This is a genomic window from Gemmiger formicilis, assembly GCF_018784445.1.
In the GTDB taxonomy this organism is placed as follows: Bacteria; Bacillota; Clostridia; order Oscillospirales; family Ruminococcaceae; genus Gemmiger.
The window spans coordinates 26420-43297 of the sequence record NZ_WQOH01000004.1; the positions used below are offsets into that span (position 1 = coordinate 26420).

Annotated in this window: 13 protein-coding genes; 5 read left to right on the forward strand and 8 right to left on the reverse strand. The window is 61.8% G+C overall.

Annotated features, from left to right (window positions below):
- Nucleotides 1–221 precede the first annotated feature (221 nt).
- The 3 genes from GPK89_RS00390 to GPK89_RS00400 all read left to right on the forward strand — a co-directional run bounded on the left by GPK89_RS00390 (nucleotide 222) and on the right by GPK89_RS00400 (nucleotide 5942).
- Nucleotides 222–1331: an aldo/keto reductase gene (locus GPK89_RS00390; RefSeq protein WP_302149413.1), complete on the forward strand. Its 1110-nt coding sequence runs from the start codon at nucleotides 222–224 to the stop codon at nucleotides 1329–1331.
- 452 nt (nucleotides 1332–1783) lie between these two features.
- On the forward strand, nucleotides 1784–3304 hold the full coding sequence (locus tag GPK89_RS16570) for a WecB/TagA/CpsF family glycosyltransferase (RefSeq protein WP_215690596.1): 1521 nt from the start codon (nucleotides 1784–1786) through the stop codon (nucleotides 3302–3304).
- 364 nt (nucleotides 3305–3668) lie between these two features.
- The gene (locus GPK89_RS00400; protein WP_215690597.1) at nucleotides 3669–5942 is read left to right on the forward strand and encodes a SpoIIE family protein phosphatase; all 2274 of its coding nucleotides are present in this window, start codon (nucleotides 3669–3671) and stop codon (nucleotides 5940–5942) included.
- Nucleotides 5943–6037: 95 nt separating this feature from the next.
- Here the strand turns inward: GPK89_RS00400 and GPK89_RS00405 are convergent, their stop codons facing one another.
- The 5 genes from GPK89_RS00405 to ftsH form a co-directional block, all read right to left on the reverse strand.
- Nucleotides 6038–6556, reverse strand: a complete 519-nt coding sequence (locus tag GPK89_RS00405; RefSeq protein ID WP_215690598.1) for a hypothetical protein — start codon at nucleotides 6554–6556, stop codon at nucleotides 6038–6040.
- An 84-nt stretch (nucleotides 6557–6640) separates the two neighbouring features.
- A complete protein-coding gene (locus tag GPK89_RS00410) occupies nucleotides 6641–8416 on the reverse strand; it encodes a hypothetical protein (RefSeq protein ID WP_215690599.1) in 1776 nt (591 codons plus the stop codon).
- Nucleotides 8417–8435: 19 nt separating this feature from the next.
- Entirely contained in the window at nucleotides 8436–9983 is a 1548-nt protein-coding gene (locus GPK89_RS00415; protein WP_215690600.1) for a glycosyltransferase family 39 protein, read from the reverse strand.
- 212 nt (nucleotides 9984–10195) lie between these two features.
- Entirely contained in the window at nucleotides 10196–10435 is a 240-nt protein-coding gene (locus GPK89_RS00420) for an acyl carrier protein (RefSeq protein ID WP_215690601.1), read from the reverse strand.
- A gap of 95 nt (nucleotides 10436–10530) precedes the next feature.
- Entirely contained in the window at nucleotides 10531–12423 is a 1893-nt protein-coding gene (gene ftsH / locus GPK89_RS00425; RefSeq protein WP_215690609.1) for an ATP-dependent zinc metalloprotease FtsH, read from the reverse strand.
- Between the two features lie 405 nt (nucleotides 12424–12828).
- Between ftsH and GPK89_RS00430 the strand changes: the two genes are divergently transcribed.
- Both GPK89_RS00430 and GPK89_RS00435 read left to right on the forward strand, forming a co-directional pair.
- A complete protein-coding gene (locus GPK89_RS00430) occupies nucleotides 12829–13134 on the forward strand; it encodes a winged helix-turn-helix domain-containing protein (RefSeq protein ID WP_215690612.1) in 306 nt (101 codons plus the stop codon).
- A gap of 144 nt (nucleotides 13135–13278) precedes the next feature.
- Nucleotides 13279–13869 carry an AAA family ATPase gene (locus tag GPK89_RS00435; protein WP_215690615.1) on the forward strand — a complete coding sequence of 197 codons (591 nt, stop codon included), beginning with the start codon at nucleotides 13279–13281 and terminating at the stop codon, nucleotides 13867–13869.
- Between the two features lie 121 nt (nucleotides 13870–13990).
- On the opposite strand, the gene GPK89_RS00440 is transcribed toward GPK89_RS00435, so the two are convergent.
- The 3 genes from GPK89_RS00440 to GPK89_RS00450 all read right to left on the reverse strand — a co-directional run bounded on the left by GPK89_RS00440 (nucleotide 13991) and on the right by GPK89_RS00450 (nucleotide 16808).
- A complete protein-coding gene (locus GPK89_RS00440; protein WP_215690617.1) occupies nucleotides 13991–14860 on the reverse strand; it encodes a hypothetical protein in 870 nt (289 codons plus the stop codon).
- A complete protein-coding gene (locus GPK89_RS00445) occupies nucleotides 14841–16091 on the reverse strand; it encodes a sensor histidine kinase (protein WP_215690619.1) in 1251 nt (416 codons plus the stop codon). The genes GPK89_RS00440 and GPK89_RS00445 overlap by 20 nt, the downstream gene beginning before the upstream one ends.
- Nucleotides 16092–16154: 63 nt before the next feature.
- A complete protein-coding gene (locus tag GPK89_RS00450) occupies nucleotides 16155–16808 on the reverse strand; it encodes a response regulator transcription factor (RefSeq protein WP_215690621.1) in 654 nt (217 codons plus the stop codon).
- Between the last annotated feature and the right edge of the window lie 70 nt (nucleotides 16809–16878).

Here is a 16878-nt window from a genome sequence, read left to right on the forward strand (position 1 = left end):
AGCCTTCCCCTTGGGGGGAAGGTGGCCGCAGGCCGGATGAGGGGCGCGTTTGCCGCTGCTGCCCGTGAACGGGTGGTAACGGCAAACGCGCCCCTCATCAGTCTGCTTCGCAGACAGCTTCTCCCTCAGGAGAAGCCTTTTTATATCCCCCTCTTGAACTTAAAGTTAAAGTTTGCTACAATGTTCCCGGAGGCAACAACTTGTGAAAGGAGCATTTACAAGTGGAAAAAATCAAGAAAAATTTCGGGTTCGGCTGTATGCGTCTGCCGATGCAGGGCGAGGACGTCGACATTGAACAGACCAAGCAGATGGTCGATACCTTTTTGGCGCAGGGGTTCAACTATTTTGACACGGCCCACGGCTACATCCAGGGCAAAAGCGAGTTGGCCCTGAAAGAGTGCCTGACCAGCCGCCATAATCGGGAAGACTACATCCTGACCAATAAGCTGAGCGAGGGCTACTTCAAGACGCAGGCGGATATCCGTCCCTTCTTCCAGAGCCAGCTCGAGGCCTGCGGTGTCGATTACTTTGACTTCTACCTCATGCACTCCCAGGGGTCGACCAACTACCAGCATTTCAAGGACTGCCGCGCCTATGAGACGGCGTTCGAGCTGAAAGCCGAGGGCAAGGTGCGCCATGTGGGCATCTCTTTCCACGACCGCGCCGAGGTGCTGGACCAGATCTTGACCGAGTACCCGCAGGTTGAGGTCGTGCAGATCCAGTTCAACTACCTGGACTACGATGACATTGCCGTCCAAAGCCGCAAATGCTATGAGGTCTGCCGTAAGCGCGACAAGCCGGTACTGGTCATGGAGCCGGTCAAGGGCGGCAGCCTGGTCAACCTGCCCGATGACGCGAAGAAGATTTTCGACGACCTGCACGGCGGCAGCCCTGCCAGCTATGCCATCCGCTTTGCGGCTGGCTTCCCCGGCATGATGATGGTGCTGTCCGGCATGAGCAGCCTGGAACAGATGAAGGATAACCTCTCCTACATGAAGGATTTCCAGCCGCTGAATGACGCAGAAATGGCCGCTGTGCATCAGGTGGTGGAAGTGTTCCGCAAGATGAACCTGATCCCCTGCACAGTCTGCCGCTACTGCGTCGAGGGCTGCCCCCGACACATCGCCATACCGGATTTGTTCGCCATCATGAACACAAAGAGCATCCACCACGATTGGAATGCGGACTACTATTATGAGGATGTCCACACCAAGCCCGGCTCCCGCGCGTCGGACTGCATCCGCTGCGGCAAGTGCGAGCGCATCTGCCCGCAGCATCTGCCGATCCGGACGCTGCTGCAGGATGTGGCGAAAGAGTTTGAGAAGAAATAAAAAAGCCTTCCCCCACGGCAGCCAATTTCCCCTGCAAGCGTTATTCCAATACGGAACATGGCACCCAGCAGCACGAGTATGGTGAAAACAGCGTTTGCATCTACTGTGGTAAGCCAAGTATTGTCTACACCGTGACCATCCCCGCCACGGTCTTGACCGCTGATAGCAGCGAAACCAGAAAGTATAACAGCACCAGCCGTCACGCCCCTGTGACGGCTGGTGCTGTTTTATAGGCGCAACGGCAGCAGCGCCCGGGCTGCAGCTTTCAAGGGCGCTGACAAAAGAATGGCAAACGGGCTTTTCGCGCTTGAACTAACAAAACCTGGTTGCCGCAGTTGTTGTTCCACCCGGAAATGATGCCGCTTGTGTGGAAAATCGCGTCCGGTTGGTTGAAAATTGGTGTGGAATATGCTATAATCCCAATATATGTCTGCCGTTTGGAGGGGGACTTTATGCACTACAACAAATCGCCCATGCTGCGTTTTTTCAACGCGCTGTTTGAATTTATACTGCTGGTCGTCGTTTTTATCATTGCGGGCGCGCTGCGCTCCGTCAGCCCGATCGGCAGCCGCTTCTTTATGTGGGACGTCTGGGCGTTTTTGCCCATCGCGGGGCTGTATGCGCTGGTGAACGTGGCCTGCTATGTGGTGGAAGGCTGCTACCGCTCGCTGCACAGCCAGAACAAAATGCGCCAGCTGTTCCAGATCGGCGTAACGAACCTGGTGGGCCTGGCGATGATGGCGACGGTGTTCTACATCTTCCGCGTCAGTCAGCTTTCGCGTTTGCTGCTGGCCTACTATTATGTCTTGTCGGTGGTGGGCATCCTGGCCAAGCGGATGCTGTTCAGCGCCCTGGCGACCGCCTATGTGCGGCGGCATGACATTGTGCCCCGCACGCTGATCATCGGCAGCGGCGAGCTGGCTCACCGGTTCTACAACGAAGTTTTCCGGGAAAAGAAAACGATGGCCATGCGGTACAGCGGCTACCTGGCGGCGGCCCCCTGCGCCGACCTGCCCGACTACCGCGGCACGGTGGCCGACCTGTTTGAGGTCGTGCGCACCCAGAAAATTGAAATGCTGGTGCTGGCCCAGGATGTGCAGGACGCCGAGGAAGTGCGCCGTATCATGCTGCTGGCCGATAACTTCCACCTGCGGGTGGCGGCGGTGCCGGTGTACAACGACTTTGTGACCGCCCGCAGCGAACTGGACAGCATCGGCGGTATGCGGTACATGGACCTGCGGTTGATGAACACCTGCGACATCATGGGCGTGAACATCGTCGTGACCGATATGGACAAGACCCTGCGCCTCATCGAGGAAAAACTGGAAGATTGGCGCGGGAAATACATCTGCGTGGCAAACGTCCACACCACCGTGACAGCCCACGAGGACCCCGACTACCAGAAGGTGCAGAACGGCGCAGTCATGGCTCTGCCGGACGGCGGCCCGCTCTCCAAATACAGCCGCCAGCAGGGGTATGTGGACGCGGCCCGCGTGACCGGCCCCGACCTGATGAAGGAGTTGCTGAAGGAGAGCAAAACCAAGCATTACCGCCATTATTTCTACGGCTCCACGCAGAAAACGCTGGATGTGCTGCGGGAAAAAGTCACGGAGAATTATCCCGGAGCCGTCATTGCGGGAATGTACTCCCCGCCATTCCGCCCGCTGACGCCCGAGGAGGACGAGGACGTGGTGCGGATGATCAATGAGGCCAAGCCCGATTTTGTCTGGGTGGGCCTGGGCGCGCCGAAGCAGGAGCGCTGGATGGCCGTACACGAGGACCGCGTGCAGGCGCTGATGGTGGGCGTGGGCGCCGCCTTCGACTACGAGGCGGGCAATATCCGCCGTGCCCCGCAGTGGATGCAGAAGCACAACCTGGAATGGCTCTACCGCCTGATGCAGGACCCCAAGCGGCTGTTCAAGCGGTATTTTGTCACGAACACCAAGTATTTGTGGTGGACGTGGCGGCAGTGAAAAGCCTTCTCCAGGGGACTGCGCCCGCAGGCGCGTGTCGGAGCGCAACCGCCGAAGGCGGCTCTTAGCGCGTAGACTGAAGGTGGCCCGAAGGGCCGGATGAGGGGCAAGTTTGCCGCGATTGCCCGGTAAACGGGTTGCATCGGCAAACCTGCCCCTCATCAGTCGCCTTTGGCGACAGCTTCCCCCAAGGGGGAAGCCTTTACACAAGAGCATCGCAGTCTTTTATGGGCTGCGGTGCTCTTTTTTGTTTGTTTATACGTTGTTTTCGGGTTTCTGCGCTCTGCGGCAAAATGCGGCGGCGGGGCGTGGTATAGTGCAAAGCGTCCGGACATACACTGTATATTTGCGGAGGGAAACAACGATGGCTGTTTTGAGTGGGGAACGCTTACATACCAATATGGACAAGCTGCTGCCCGGTGCGCGCAGCGCGGCGCTGCTGTGGCAGGGCGCGGCGCTGGCGGGTGGGCTGGCGCTGGGGGCCGGGCAGGTCTACGGCGGGGCGGCCCCCTTTGGGCTGGCGCTGGTCATCAGCTGCCCGCCGGCCTACTGCCTGGCGGCAGCGGTGGGCACGCTGGCGGCGGGGATAGCGTTCCAGCCCGCCTTGCTGGGCATCAAACTGGGCGCGGCGGCGGTGGCTGCGGCCACGGTGCGGCGGCTTATCGATGAGCGCCCCAAGGCCGGGCTGCTGGCGGGCTGCCTGACCCTGGCGGCGGCGCAGCTGGTGCAAATCATTCTGCTGGGGGGCCTTGTAAATTTTTCCCAGACGGTCACGGTGGGGTGCACGGCCCTGCTTGCGGCGGGGCTGGGCTGTGCGTTCGCGCATTTTCCCGCGCGGGAGCCGCGGGGCGTCTGCCTGTGGCTGGCAGCGGTCACGGCCTGCTTACAGCGCTGTGCCGTCGGGCCTTTGGCTCCGGGCCTGGCGCTGGCGGCCGGGGCGGGGCTGTGCGCAGCCATCGGCGGCACGCTGGAACAAACGGCAGTTTTAAGCATTGCGCTGGCGGCGGCCATCACGGCGTCAGGGCCGACACTGGCTTTTGCGGCGCTGGCCGTGGCAATGGGCAGCCTGGCCGCGGCCTGCCTCTGCCCGGGTGAGCGTTGGCGCTGTGCCGGGGTGTTCACGGCGGGCTGCACGGTGGGGGCATTGGCCGCACCGGATGCCGCCGGTGCGCTGCCGCTGGCCGTCAGTGCCGGGGTGGGCATAGCGGCGGCCATGGCCGTGCCGGGCGGGGTCATGCGCAAAATTTTCCCGCCGCCCGCACCGCCGGTGCAGGCCCAGGGGTTGAGCGGCGCGGCCCGCAAGCTGGCCAGCGTGGCCGACACCTTAAGCGATATTGCCGACACGGTCAACGCGGTCTGCCAGCGGCAGATGCCGCCCAAGGGCGAGAGCTTTGATTTTGTGGTGGAGCAGGTGGCCCGCACCACCTGCCAGAGCTGCACCCGGCGCAATCGCTGCTGGGTGCGGGGCTACGCCACGGCCATGGATGGGCTGTACCATCTAAAGCCGATCCTGGAGGGCCAGGGCCGCGTGGAGGTGCAGGACCTGCCGGGGCAGCTGTCGGTCTGCATCCACCCGGCGGACCTGTGTACGGCGGCCAACCACGGCTACCGGCTGTGGCGCAGCCGCCGCCAGACCCGGGCGCGGGCGTCGATGCTGCGCACCGCCCTGACCGAGCAGTACAGCGCCCTGGCCGGGGCGCTGGCCCAGCTGGCAGGCAAACTGGGCCAGGCCGGGCTGCCGGACCCCCGGCGGGAGGCAAAAGTGGCCCAGCTGTTTGCGGACCTGGGGCTGGACGCGCTGGAATGCAGCGTGACCGCCGACCTGGCCGGGCGGCTGACCGCCAGCGTAACGATCTGCCGCACTCACTTTACCCAGGACGAGGTGCGCGGCCTGACCGACGAGATGAGCCGCATCTGCCGCCGCGATATGGACACGCCGGAGATCACCCACTGCCGCACCGTCACGATGCTGACCTTTGGGGAGCGGCCCTTGTTCACGGTGGAATTCGGCGCGGCGGCCCACGCGGCCAGCGGCCAGCCGGTCAGCGGCGACGCGCTGGACCAGTTCTGCGATACCGGCGGCCGGGCGCAGATGCTTTTGTGTGACGGCATGGGCACAGGCCGCGCCGCCGCCGTGGACGGCCAGATGGCCGCCAAACTGACAGCCCAGCTGCTGCGGGCGGGCTTTGCCGCTGAGAGCGCCGCGCGGCTTGTGAATGTGGCGCTGGGGCTGAAAGGGGCCGAGCAGGAGGCCGGGGCGACGCTGGACCTGCTGACGGTGGACCTGTACACCGGACGGGCCGGGCTGTTCAAGGCCGGAGCTGCGCCGAGCTTTCTGGTGCGGGGCGGCGTGCCCCGGATGCTGGACGGTGCCAGCCTGCCCATGGGCGTGCTGGACAGTTTGGTGGGCCGCTCCACGACCTTTGCGCTGGATGCGGGGGACTGGGTGGTGCTGGTCAGCGACGGTGCCCTGACAGATGGCAGCGATTGGCTGATGCAGCAGTTACAGCTCTGCGTCAAGCTGGGCCACACCCCCAAGCAGGCCGCCGAGACGGTAGCGGATGCCGCCGCCTGCCGCGCCGGGGAAAAGCGGGATGATATTACCGTGGCGGTGCTGGCGATGGGGAAGAGAGCGTAGGGGCGGGCGTGGCCCCGCCCGCAGGAACAGACAAGGGGGAAAGGCGTATAACAAAACCGCGCCCCATGCGTTGCTGGCATGGGGCGCGGTGCGCCTTAAAATAATTTTTGTTTCCGGGTGGGCTGGGGGTCGAAGGGGGTGCCCTCGTGGTGGCGTTTGATAAAGACCTGGCGGGTCTTTTCGGCTACGCTGCGGCCGTTGTGCTTGGACACCGAGTAGAACGTCCGGGTGATGTTGTAATACCCCAGCAGGTGCTGCACCAGATACTGCGCCACGGCGGGGAGGCAGTCGGTGTCGTCGATGTTCTCGTAATTGTAGTCGCCGTAGAGGAACTTGACCTCGTCGCTGCCAGCATAGAGCACGATGCCGGTCTCGTCGAGCAATATTTCCCGGATAACGCTCTGCTGCAACCCGGCGGTGCCGCACTCGGCGGCGCGTTTGGAGGCCAAGGGGCGCTGATCCAGCGGGACGCTCTGCGGGTCGAGCTTTTCAGTGCCGCGCTGGCTGATCTCAAGCAGAATATCGCGCATCATGCGGCTTTCCAGCAGCGGGCGGATGCGTTCCTTCGCGCGGGCTTGTTCGGTTTTTGTCTGGATGGTGTTGATCAGGCCCATAGGGCGCCTCCTTGCGAAAATGGACGATACACATACAGTATACCATGCTTCGCGCCCCAATGGCAACAGGCTGGATTGTAAAAATTACACGAGGAAAGCGACCAGCCCCGGCGTGGGGTTGCGGTAGAGGGTATAGCCGTCCGGGCAGGGGATGCCGCTGTGCTCCAGCGCGGTGGTGTCCACGGGTACGCCATCGGCTACCAGCAGCCAGTCGGCGGCGGTCAGATCGGTGTAGGGGCGGCCCGGGTACTCGGGACCAACGGCCTCGGCAGTCAGGTCCAGCACGCCGTCTGCCAGCTGGCCGGAGGCTTGCAGCGTCTCGTATTCCACAATGTAGAAATCGCGGGAAATGTAGGTTTCGATGAGCTGACTGTCCCGCTGGCGGATGCCGTTGGGAAGAAACAGCACAGTGCCGTCCAGAGATTGCAGCGCGTCGTTCAGGGCTGAGGCCCGGGCGGCAGTCTCGGCGGGGATGGCGTAGGTCCAGCGGTTGATGCGCCACTCGCCCGCATAGCACAGCACGCAGAGCGCCAACGCGGCCACGGCAAGCGGGTGCCGGTATTTGCGGCGCACCAGCAGCACGCCCAGCACGGCCGCGCCTGCAGCAATGACGACGCGCCAGACGGCCAGCCAGCCGTTCAGCCCCAGGGCGGGCAGGCGGTCGAGACGATCGGCGATGAAGTCAAACCACTGCAAAAGGGTGTTGTCCCCCGCGCCCGCACCGATGGCCCGGCAGACCAGCACGAAGCCGACGCCCCAGAGGGCGGTCAGCGCGGCCAGCACGCGGCGGCGCATTTGGGTCAGGGGTTCGTCCAGCGTGTCCAGCATCACGGCCAGCAGCGGGATGAGCAGCGGCTCCAAGTACCGCATATGCTGCCGGGGCGAGGGGGAGTGCAGGTCCTCCCGCACGGTGATGGACCAGGCGATGACCGCCACACCGATGGCAAGGGACAGCAACAGAAACAGCGGCAGCTGGGTACGGCGGGCGTCGCTGCCCTTGCGGGGGCGGTGCAGCCCGCAGATCGGCAGCAGCACCGGGAACACCCAGAACGCCAGCGCCATGAACAGCGCGTCGCAGGCGAGGGCAAAGGGCAGAAAACGCCACTGCTCGGCGTTCAGCCAGCTTGTCTGGTTGTAGGAGTTGCCCAGCCCCCGGAACAACGTGGCCTTCGCCAGCAAAAAGCAGGCGAGGAAACTGCCCAGCAGCGCGGCGGTGGCGGCAAGCTCAGCTTTCCAGCTGGCTTTGTCGTGCCACCAGACCCAGGCGCGGACGAGCACCCAGGCAATCAGGTAGTAGAGTGCCACTTCCTTGTTTAAGTAGAGCAGGTAGCAGAATGCGCCCGCTGCCGCGCACCAGCCAATGCGCGCCCGGGGCGCAGCCAGCATGGCCCGCAGGAAGAAATACACCTGCCACAGCGAGAGCGGCAGAAAGACCGTCTCGCTCATGAAGGTGGAGGCCGCGGACATCGTGGGAAGCACCGCCGTGACGCCCACCAGGAACACCGTGCGGTGGGGGTTCATCCGCATGGTTTTTGCCAGCGCATAGGCCGGGAAAACCGCGCTGGCCATGTAGGCGGCGTTCAGCCAGCCGATGGCCGTGATCTGCGCGGCGGTGGATTTGAGCAGCAGCGCAGGCAGGATGCAGAGCGGATAGAGAATTTTCTGGTAGTCGCTGGGCATATTGCGCACGCGCAGCCCGCGCCCGGCCAGCAGGCTGCGGGCTACGTCCAGATAGCGCAGCTCGTCGCTGTACACGGCCAGCTGCCGCGGGTAGCTGCTGAGCAGGCCGTACACGATGGTGCAGGCAAAGAACAGCAGCGCTACCAGGGCGAGTGGGGAGAGTTTTTTACGTGATGGCATGGAAAAATCCTTTGGTGAATTATTTTAACTTGATATAATACACCGGGCATCGGGTGGTGTCGGTCAATAGCTCGGCGTGGGCAATGGGGAGAGCGGATTCAGCCAGGGTCAGCAGGTCGTCGGCATTATAAATGTAGCCGTACAGCACAAAGCCGCCGGTCAGGTCGTGGGTGGCAGCGGCGTTTTGCAGGCTGGCCGCGTCATCCCGGCCGCCGGCCTGGTAGACGGCCTCCCGCTGGGCAAACTCGGTAATAAAGAGGTCGGGCGCGACCTCGTACCCGGCTTTGTTCAGCACCACGGCGGGCAGGCTAGCGGTCTCGGCCAGGGCTGGGGTGCGCGGGGCGTACTGCTCAAACAAATAGCCGTTGGGGTCGAGGAAATGCGCGGCCAGAATCGGGACAAGCGCCAGCGCCAGCGGTGCGCCTTTGTTGGCGGCCAGCTTTGCCAGCACGACGGAGACAGCCAGCACGACGGCAGCGTAGACGATGACATAGTAGCGGTCAGCCTCAAACGGCGCGGCCTTGTCAATAAGAATGATGTAGCCGCAGGATGCCATCAGCAGCCCAGCGGCAAACAGGCCGCTACCGCGCAGGCGCAGCCCACGCCGCCACAGCACCAGGGCGGCCGCACCCAGCACAATGGCCCAAAGCAGCAGCCCGCCGAACTGGGCGGCCAGCAGGCGAAACACCCGGCCCAGGCTGGCGGCCCAATCGGCCAGAGCGGAAAGGTCGAACACGCTGGAAAACGCCGCCTTACCGCGGGAGCCGGAGAAGATATGGGTTTTCATGGTAGGAAAGGCCAGGAACGCGGCCCCCAGCGCGGCAAACTCGGCCGCCGCATAGCACCCGGCTGCTTTGAACCGCCGCGTGACAAGCAGCCAAAGGCCGAACAGCCCGCAGAGGAAAAAGCAGAACACCAGGAAGAAATACTGGGTCAGCGCCCCGGCCAGCGTGGCGGCAAAAAGCCCCAGCCAGACGGCGCGGGACGGTTTGCGACCCTGCTGCAAAGCCTGCCACAGCACGACATGGCAATAGAGAAGTGCGATGCCTTCCAGCATCATCAGGCTGTACATCCGGGTAAAGACCGCCATGCCCTGCACGCCCACGCTGAGCAGCCAGCAAGCTGCCGCGCACCAGGCGGGCCAGAACCGCCCAGTCAGCCGACGAGCCGCCAGGTACAGCAGCACGCCGCCCGCCAGCAGGCAGACATAGTTAGGCAGAAGCCCCACCCATGGCAGCCCCAGATGCGGGAAAATCAGCTCGGCTGTGTAGATCAAGCAGTAGTAGAGTGGCGGGTGGACGTCGGCTTTTTGGTTGTTCCAGGGGATGCGGTAGTCTGCGGGGCTGCCCGCAGAGAGAACCCCGGCGTAAAAACTGCCGTCGTGCCAGGTGTCCATATAGCCATCGCTCAACGCATAGAAACTGCCGGGATAGTTCGTCAGCTCGTAGGTGTAGAGTTCGTCAACATGGTAGCCCTGTTTTTGGGCGGTGTAGAACAGCATCATTGCCAGGGCGGCGGCCAGCAGTGCCGCGACCGCAAGGAGATGTTTGGATTTGGTGTTGGTCATGGATGGTGGTCTTTCTTGTATGAGTGGGTTTGTGTAGGAGCGAGCATTGCCCGCCCGAGGCTTTCCCGGAAAAGCATTGCCGGGTCAAGCTGGCGGGCGAACAATGTTCGCCCCTGCATTCGATATAAGGCAAAAGGCCGAGTTTTGATAGGGATGTTTTATAGGATAGCATACCAAAAAAGCCTGCCGGTGGGGCAGGCCTTTTTTAGGGTTTACAGTTCTGCGTTTTCTGCTTTGTCGCGGATGAAGCGCCACAGTTCACCGATGGTGGCTTCGTCGCTCAGTTCGCTTTCGTCGATCTCTTCGCCGATGGCCTCGCCCAGCGCCCAGGCAAGCTCTACCATGTCCTCGTGGTCAGCGCCCAGGTCGGCCAGCGTCACGCCGCGGCCCAGCTCACCGGTATCACAGCTGAACTGCTCGGCCAGCAGGTCCTGCAATTCTTCAAAGGTCACGCTTGTTTCCCCCTCTCACTGGGATGTTTTGTGTTCTTATCATACAAGCCCACGGCAGTTCCGTCAAGGGGCAAACGGACAACAACTGCACAAAATTATTCAGCTGCTTTTGTGGAATTTGCCAAGGGAGCCGCCGGTAACTGCGGCTGTGCGTTCAAAATGCGCATGAACTCCTCGCCGGAAATCGTTTCTTTCTCGTACAAATACTGCGCAATCTCGTCCAGTTTGCGCTTGTTGTCGCTCAAAAGCTGGTAGGCTTTGCGGTGCTCGGCCTGCACGATCTCCACGACTTTGGCGTCGACTTTGGCTGCGGTCTGTTCGCTGCAGGCAAGGCTTGCGTCGCCGCCGAGGTAGGCGTTGTTCACGGTCTCCAGGGCGACCATGTCGAAGTCCTCGGTCATGCCGTAGCGGGTGACGAGGGCGCGGGCCAGCTTGGTGGCCTGCTCAATATCATTGGATGCACCGGTGGTGATGGAGTGGAAAATCAGTTCCTCGGCTGCGCGGCCGCCGGTCAGGGTGGCGATTTTGTTGAGGATTTCCTCTTTCGTCATCAGGGTATGGTCGCCGTCCTCCACCTGCATGGTGAAGCCCAGCGCACCCGACGTGCGCGGTACGATGGTGATTTTCTGCACCGGGGCGCTGTTGGTCTGCAAGGCGGCCACAAGGGCGTGGCCGACCTCGTGGTAGGAGACGATGCACTTTTCTTTGTTGTTGAGGATCTTATTTTTCTTCTGCGCACCGGCCAGGATCGTGTCCACGGCCTCCTGCAAGTCAAACTGGGTCACAGCCTTGCGGCGGTGGCGCACAGCGCAGAGGGCGGCCTCGTTCACGATGTTGGCCAGCTCGGCACCGGAGGCACCGGGGGTCATGCGGGCGACGACGCCGAAATCGCAGTCGGGGCCGAGCTTGACTTTTTTCGCGTGCAGGCGCAGGATGCTCTCGCGGCCCTTTAAATCGGGCAGCTCGACGGGCACGCGGCGGTCAAAACGGCCGGGGCGGGTCAGCGCAGGGTCGAGGGACTCCGGGCGGTTGGTGGCGGCCAGGATGACGACGCCCTTGGCGGCGTCGAAGCCGTCCATCTCGGTCAGCAGCTGATTCAGCGTTTGCTCGCGCTCGTCGTTGCCGCCGAGGTTCGCCCCGCCGTCACGCTTTTTGCCTATGGTATCGATCTCGTCGATAAAGACGATGCAGGGCGCTTTTTCGCCTGCCTGCTTGAACAGGTCGCGGACTTTCGACGCACCCATGCCGACGAACATCTCGACGAACTCACTGCCCGCGATGGAGAAGAACGGCACACCGGCCTCGCCGGCGACGGCGCGGGCCAACAGCGTTTTGCCGGTGCCCGGAGGGCCTACGAGCAGCACGCCCTTGGGCATTTTGGCACCGATATCCTCGTATTTTTTAGGGTTGTGCAGGAAGTCTACAATCTCCTGCAGGCTCTCCTTGGCTTCGTCCTCGCCCGCTACATCGTTGAATTTGATGCCGGTCTCGTCGTCCACGACGTACTGTTTTGCGCCGGATTTGCCGCCGCCGAACAACATGGCGTTGCCGCCTGCGCCGCCCATCTCCTGCATCTTTTTGGATGCCCAGCGGTTGACGAACCAGAACAGCAAAATCATCGGCAGGAAGGAAATGACGAGGTTCAGCAGCGAATCCCAGATGGTGGGGCTTTGATAGACTGTACCGAACTCAACACCCGCATCCTCCAGCCGGGCGACAAGGTTGTTATCCTGCGCGATGGCATTGGTCTTGTAGGAGTTTTCGTTTTTGTCCACAAAGTAAATTTGCTGATCCTCGATCTGGACGGTGGAAAGCTCCTTATCCTCCAGCATTTGCAGGAAGGTACTGTAATTTACGCTCTTGACGCTGGCCTGCATCAGGGCAGGGAAGAGGAAGATATTGCTTAAAATGACGATGGAAAGAATGACCGCGTAGCCGATCCAAAGTTTCTTCTTTGGGTCTTTCGGCGGCTGTGTCGTCTCTTTCATGGGGGTAGCCTCCTTTTCTTTTGTGACAAGTATAGCATGGACTGAAAAAATGAACAGCGTATGAAGCAACTTTGAACGAAACGCAAAAAATCCGCATAACGGTGGGGCTGGGACGGGTTTTCCGCGTTTTGCACAGGTTTTCGACAGGATTCCACTGTGGAAATGTGGAAAACTGTGTTGAAATGGTGGAAAACCCAGGGGAAAGGTGCAAAATAGTACGATGAGAGGGAAGTGTTGAAATGTGGAAAATGGGAGCGCAGAGAAATAAAAACTTCTAAAATTTAAACAGAATCTTTAAATTTGCCTTAAATTTCGCAAATCTTGTAACAAGTTGGAAACATCTGTCGTTATAATAGATGTGAGGAATCGCAAAAAGCTGTCCTGTTCGGAAGGAGGATATTCGTTATGAAAACCGCACAAGATGTCTTTTATAAAGATTTGGAAGTGAACCTAGCGGCGCACCGGGTCAGCCGCGCGGGGCACGAACTGTGCCTGACGCCCCGGGAATTTGCACTGCTGGCTGTGCTGCTGACCCACTGCGACAAGGCGCTGAGCCGCAGCCAGCTGTTGGAGGCCGCCTGGGGGTACGCTTACATCGGCGAGAGCCGCACCGTGGATGTACATATCAACCGCCTGCGCCGCAAGCTGGGACTGGAAAATGACATCCAGACCGTATATAAAGTGGGATATCGGCTGAATAGTGCAAGCTGAACCCTTGCATTTCCCGCGGGATTTGGTACAATAGGAGTAATAAGAAATCCTGAAATTGCAGTGGTGCCGTAGGCTTGCAGAGGGCGATGCTTGCATCCGCCCCTGCAATGGCCCCGCTGTAAACGCTGTAAGGAGGAAACGACCATGAAGCGTATCATTACCATCGGGCGCGAGTTTGGTGCGGGCGGCGGCGAGCTGGGCCGACGCCTGGCGCGGGAGATGAATATTGCCTACTATGACCGCGATATCATTTTAAAGACCGCCAAGGCCAGCGCCCACCTGACACCCGAGCAGGTGCGCCGCTGGGACGAGCGCGTACCCCACGAGTTCGGCTTTACCCAGAGCCTGTTCAACTTCTACAACCGCCCCTTGAGCGAGGAACTGTGGGACGCCCAGGTGCGGGCCATCCGGGAAATTGCGGATAAGGAGAGCTGTGTTATCGTCGGCCGCAATGCAGACTATATCCTGCGGGAGTTTGACCACTGCCTGCGGGTGTTTGTACACGCTGACCGCAACTGGCGTCTGCTGCATATGCGTAAGCTGATGCCGGACACGCCGTTTGACCAGCTGGAAGCGGATATGGACAGCGCTGACCGCGCCCGCCGCAACTACTGCAAGCAGCATACCGGCCAGGTCTATGGCGACAGCCGCAACTATGATCTGACGCTCTGCACCAGCAAGCTAGGGCTGGATAAGGCCCTGGAAGTGCTGCTGTGTGCGGCGAAGGAAATGTAAAGGGAGAAAGGGGCAGCCCCCATAAGCGTGCGGGCCGGGAATGCCCGGCCCCTACAAGATACTGAAAGATAAAAATAACCCTGCACCGTATTTTTGCGGTGCAGGGCGTTTTTTGTGCTTTTTATTTTAGGGGTGCGGTGTAGGTCTGGCCGTAGGGGTCGTGGGCCAGGTTGTTCAGGGGGTACAGGCTGCCGTAGACCTCGGGCTCCAGCATGACGGTCAGGCTGAAATCCTGCTGGTGGATGTGGTGCGACGTCACCCGCAGCACGCCGGAATCATGGGCGTAAATGTAGCGCTGGTAAGTCGGGTCGTCCTCGGGGGTCGTGGTCTGCTGCCACTGGCCGGGAATCGTGGTGTTCAGCTGGGCAATGAAATTTTGCGTCACGGTGTCCAGATCCTCCCCGGCGGGGTAGTTTTCGTCGTGGATGGACAGGTCCACAATCGGGCCGTTGTCGGGCAGGTAGTCGATGACGAGGTAAGTTTCGGTGTCCATGACGCAGGCGGTGCCGCCGCTCTCGGTTTCGTGTACATCCCTGGGGATAAAGTAGTCAAAGTAGACCTGTGTCAGGTCACCGGTAAACTTTACCATGCCGTAGGTGACGTTGGGCTCGCCCTCGGTAAGGCTTTGCTGGAAAGGGTTGGTGTCCGCGCCCGCGTCCAGCTGGGCCAGCAGATAGGTAAGCTGGTCGTTGGTCAGCAGACTGCGGGCAGCGGCTTGCCGCAGCTTGCCGCGGAGGACCGTGAACACGTCCTTGGTGATATCGTAGCTCTGCGGAGTGCTGGAGCCGCCCTGCACGCCGTAGCGGTAGAGTGCCCCGGCCAGCGGGTCGAGCCGAACCTCGTCGCTCATGACGCCGGGCACCTGCGGGCGGGGCTGGGGCGCGGCGTAGTAAAGCGCCTGCCCCTGCACGGCCAGCGCGGGCACCGCCAGCAGTGCCAGACAGAACAGCGATGTGGTGATGAATTTTGCGTTAAGAGACAGCTTTTTCATGGCGGGGGCCTCCTTTCGGCAGGGTGAGGGAGACGGTCGTGCCTGCGCCGACCTCGCTGGCAAAGTTGAGCTTCGTGCCAAAGGCTGCGGCGATTTCGGCGCAGAGGGCCAGGCCGATGCCGCTGCCGCCGTCGGCCCGGGCGCGGGCTTTGTCAACGCGGTAAAACGGCTCCGTCAGGTGGGGGACGGCCTCGGCCGGGATGCCGCAGCCGGTGTCAATGACGGCCAGCCGCCAGCCGTTCCCGGCGTCGGTGCAGATCAGGCGCACGGTATTGCCGGGGGTGCTGGCGTGCAGGGCGTTCACGGCCAGGTTGCGCAACAGGTCCGCCAACAGAACCCGGTCGGCCTGTACCGTGGCCCCGGCGGGGGCATCAAGGGTGAGCGGTGCATTGGGCAGGCTGCGGGCAACGTCGTGGAACACGGCGGCGACGTCAACGGCTTGCAGCGCTATACCGTTCTTTTGCAGCCCTTGCAGGGCCAATAGCTGCTGGCTCAGGCTCTCGAGCCGGGTGGACTCGTGGTAGATAGCGTCGGCGGCTGTGCGTCGGCGGGCGTCATCTAACGTGCCGCTGCGCAAAAGGTCCGCATAGCCAATCATGCTGGTCAGCGGGGTTTTCAGCTCGTGGGTCAGGTCAGCCACAAAGCGGCTTTGGCGGGCGTTCAGCTCTTGCACTTTGCCGTAATGCCAGCCCGCTGCCAGGGCGGCCATCGTCACAAGCGCCTGCACGGCCAGCCAGCTGAGGAGCAGCTGGTCGCGGGCTGTGTAGGCTTCGGCGGCGTCGACAGCAGAGACAAGAATGATGTTCTGGTTCGTGTTCAGTACGCTGGCCAACAGCAGCTGGCGGTCGCGCAGCAGGATCGTGTCGGTGTCCGCAGCGGCCTGTTGGAGCGCGGCGCCGGACAGGCCGGTGTTGGAGTATTCGACTGTGCCGTCACGCAGAAGTGCAAAGGCGGGCGTGCTGGCGCCGAGGATGAGCTGCTGAGCGCGGGTGTAGCTGTCGCCGATGCGGGCAGGGGTGGTGAAGTTGTCGGTAGAGGCGGCTGCGCGGGCAGCGGCGCAGGCGGTGGTGAAGTCGCTTTCCACGCCACAGACGGTGCGCTGGTGTTGGAGCATGGCCTGGGTTTCCAGTGCGTCGAGCTGGTCGCGGAAGGTGCGGCAGGCCAGCGCACTGCCCGTGAGGGTGAGAGCAAGGGAGAAAAGGACAAGGGCGAGACGGATGGAGCGGGACATGGGGAACCTCCTTTCGGGGTGGGCGTGCAGGGGCCGGGCATGCCCGGCCCCTACGGAGAAACGTCATTTTATTAAGCGATACCCGATTTTGGGTACGGTGACGATCTTATCGGCCCAGTTTAGTTTTTTGCGCAGGCGGTGGATGTGCAGGTCGAGGGCGCGGGGCGTCGGCTCGGCGTCAAGGCCCCAGACCCGCTCGTAAAGCGTCTCGCGGTAAAGCGCCTGCCCCTGGGCGCGGACGAGGGCCAGCAGAAGGTCAAACTCCCGCGGGGTCAGCTCCACCGGCTGGCCGTGCTGGGTCACGGTGCGGTCGTCGGGGTCGATGACCGCGTCGAACACGTTCAGCGTGGCCGCGCGGCGGCCGGTATGGCGCAAAAGCCCCTCCACCCGGGCCAGCAGTTCCGGCGGAGCAAAGGGCTTGACGATGTAGTCATATGCGCCCAGTTTCAGCCCACGCACCCGGTCGGCCACGGCGTTTTTGGCTGTTAAAAATACGACCGGCGTGCCGGTGGGCGCGATGTAATCCATCAGCGCAAAACCGTCGACGCCCGGCAGCATGACATCGAGGATGATCAGGTCAAATTTTTGCGTTTCCAGCAGATCGGCGGCGCGTTCACCGTCGTGCGCAATGATGAGCGACTGGCCCAGCGGTTCCAGCGTCATGGCAATCAGCTGGGCAATGCTCGGCTCGTCGTCGACGATCAGAATTGGCAGCATGGGGAATACCTCCTTCCGGTGGGTGTGAGGACAGTATAGCAGGGGGAGTTTTCTGAAAGTTTTCCGTTTA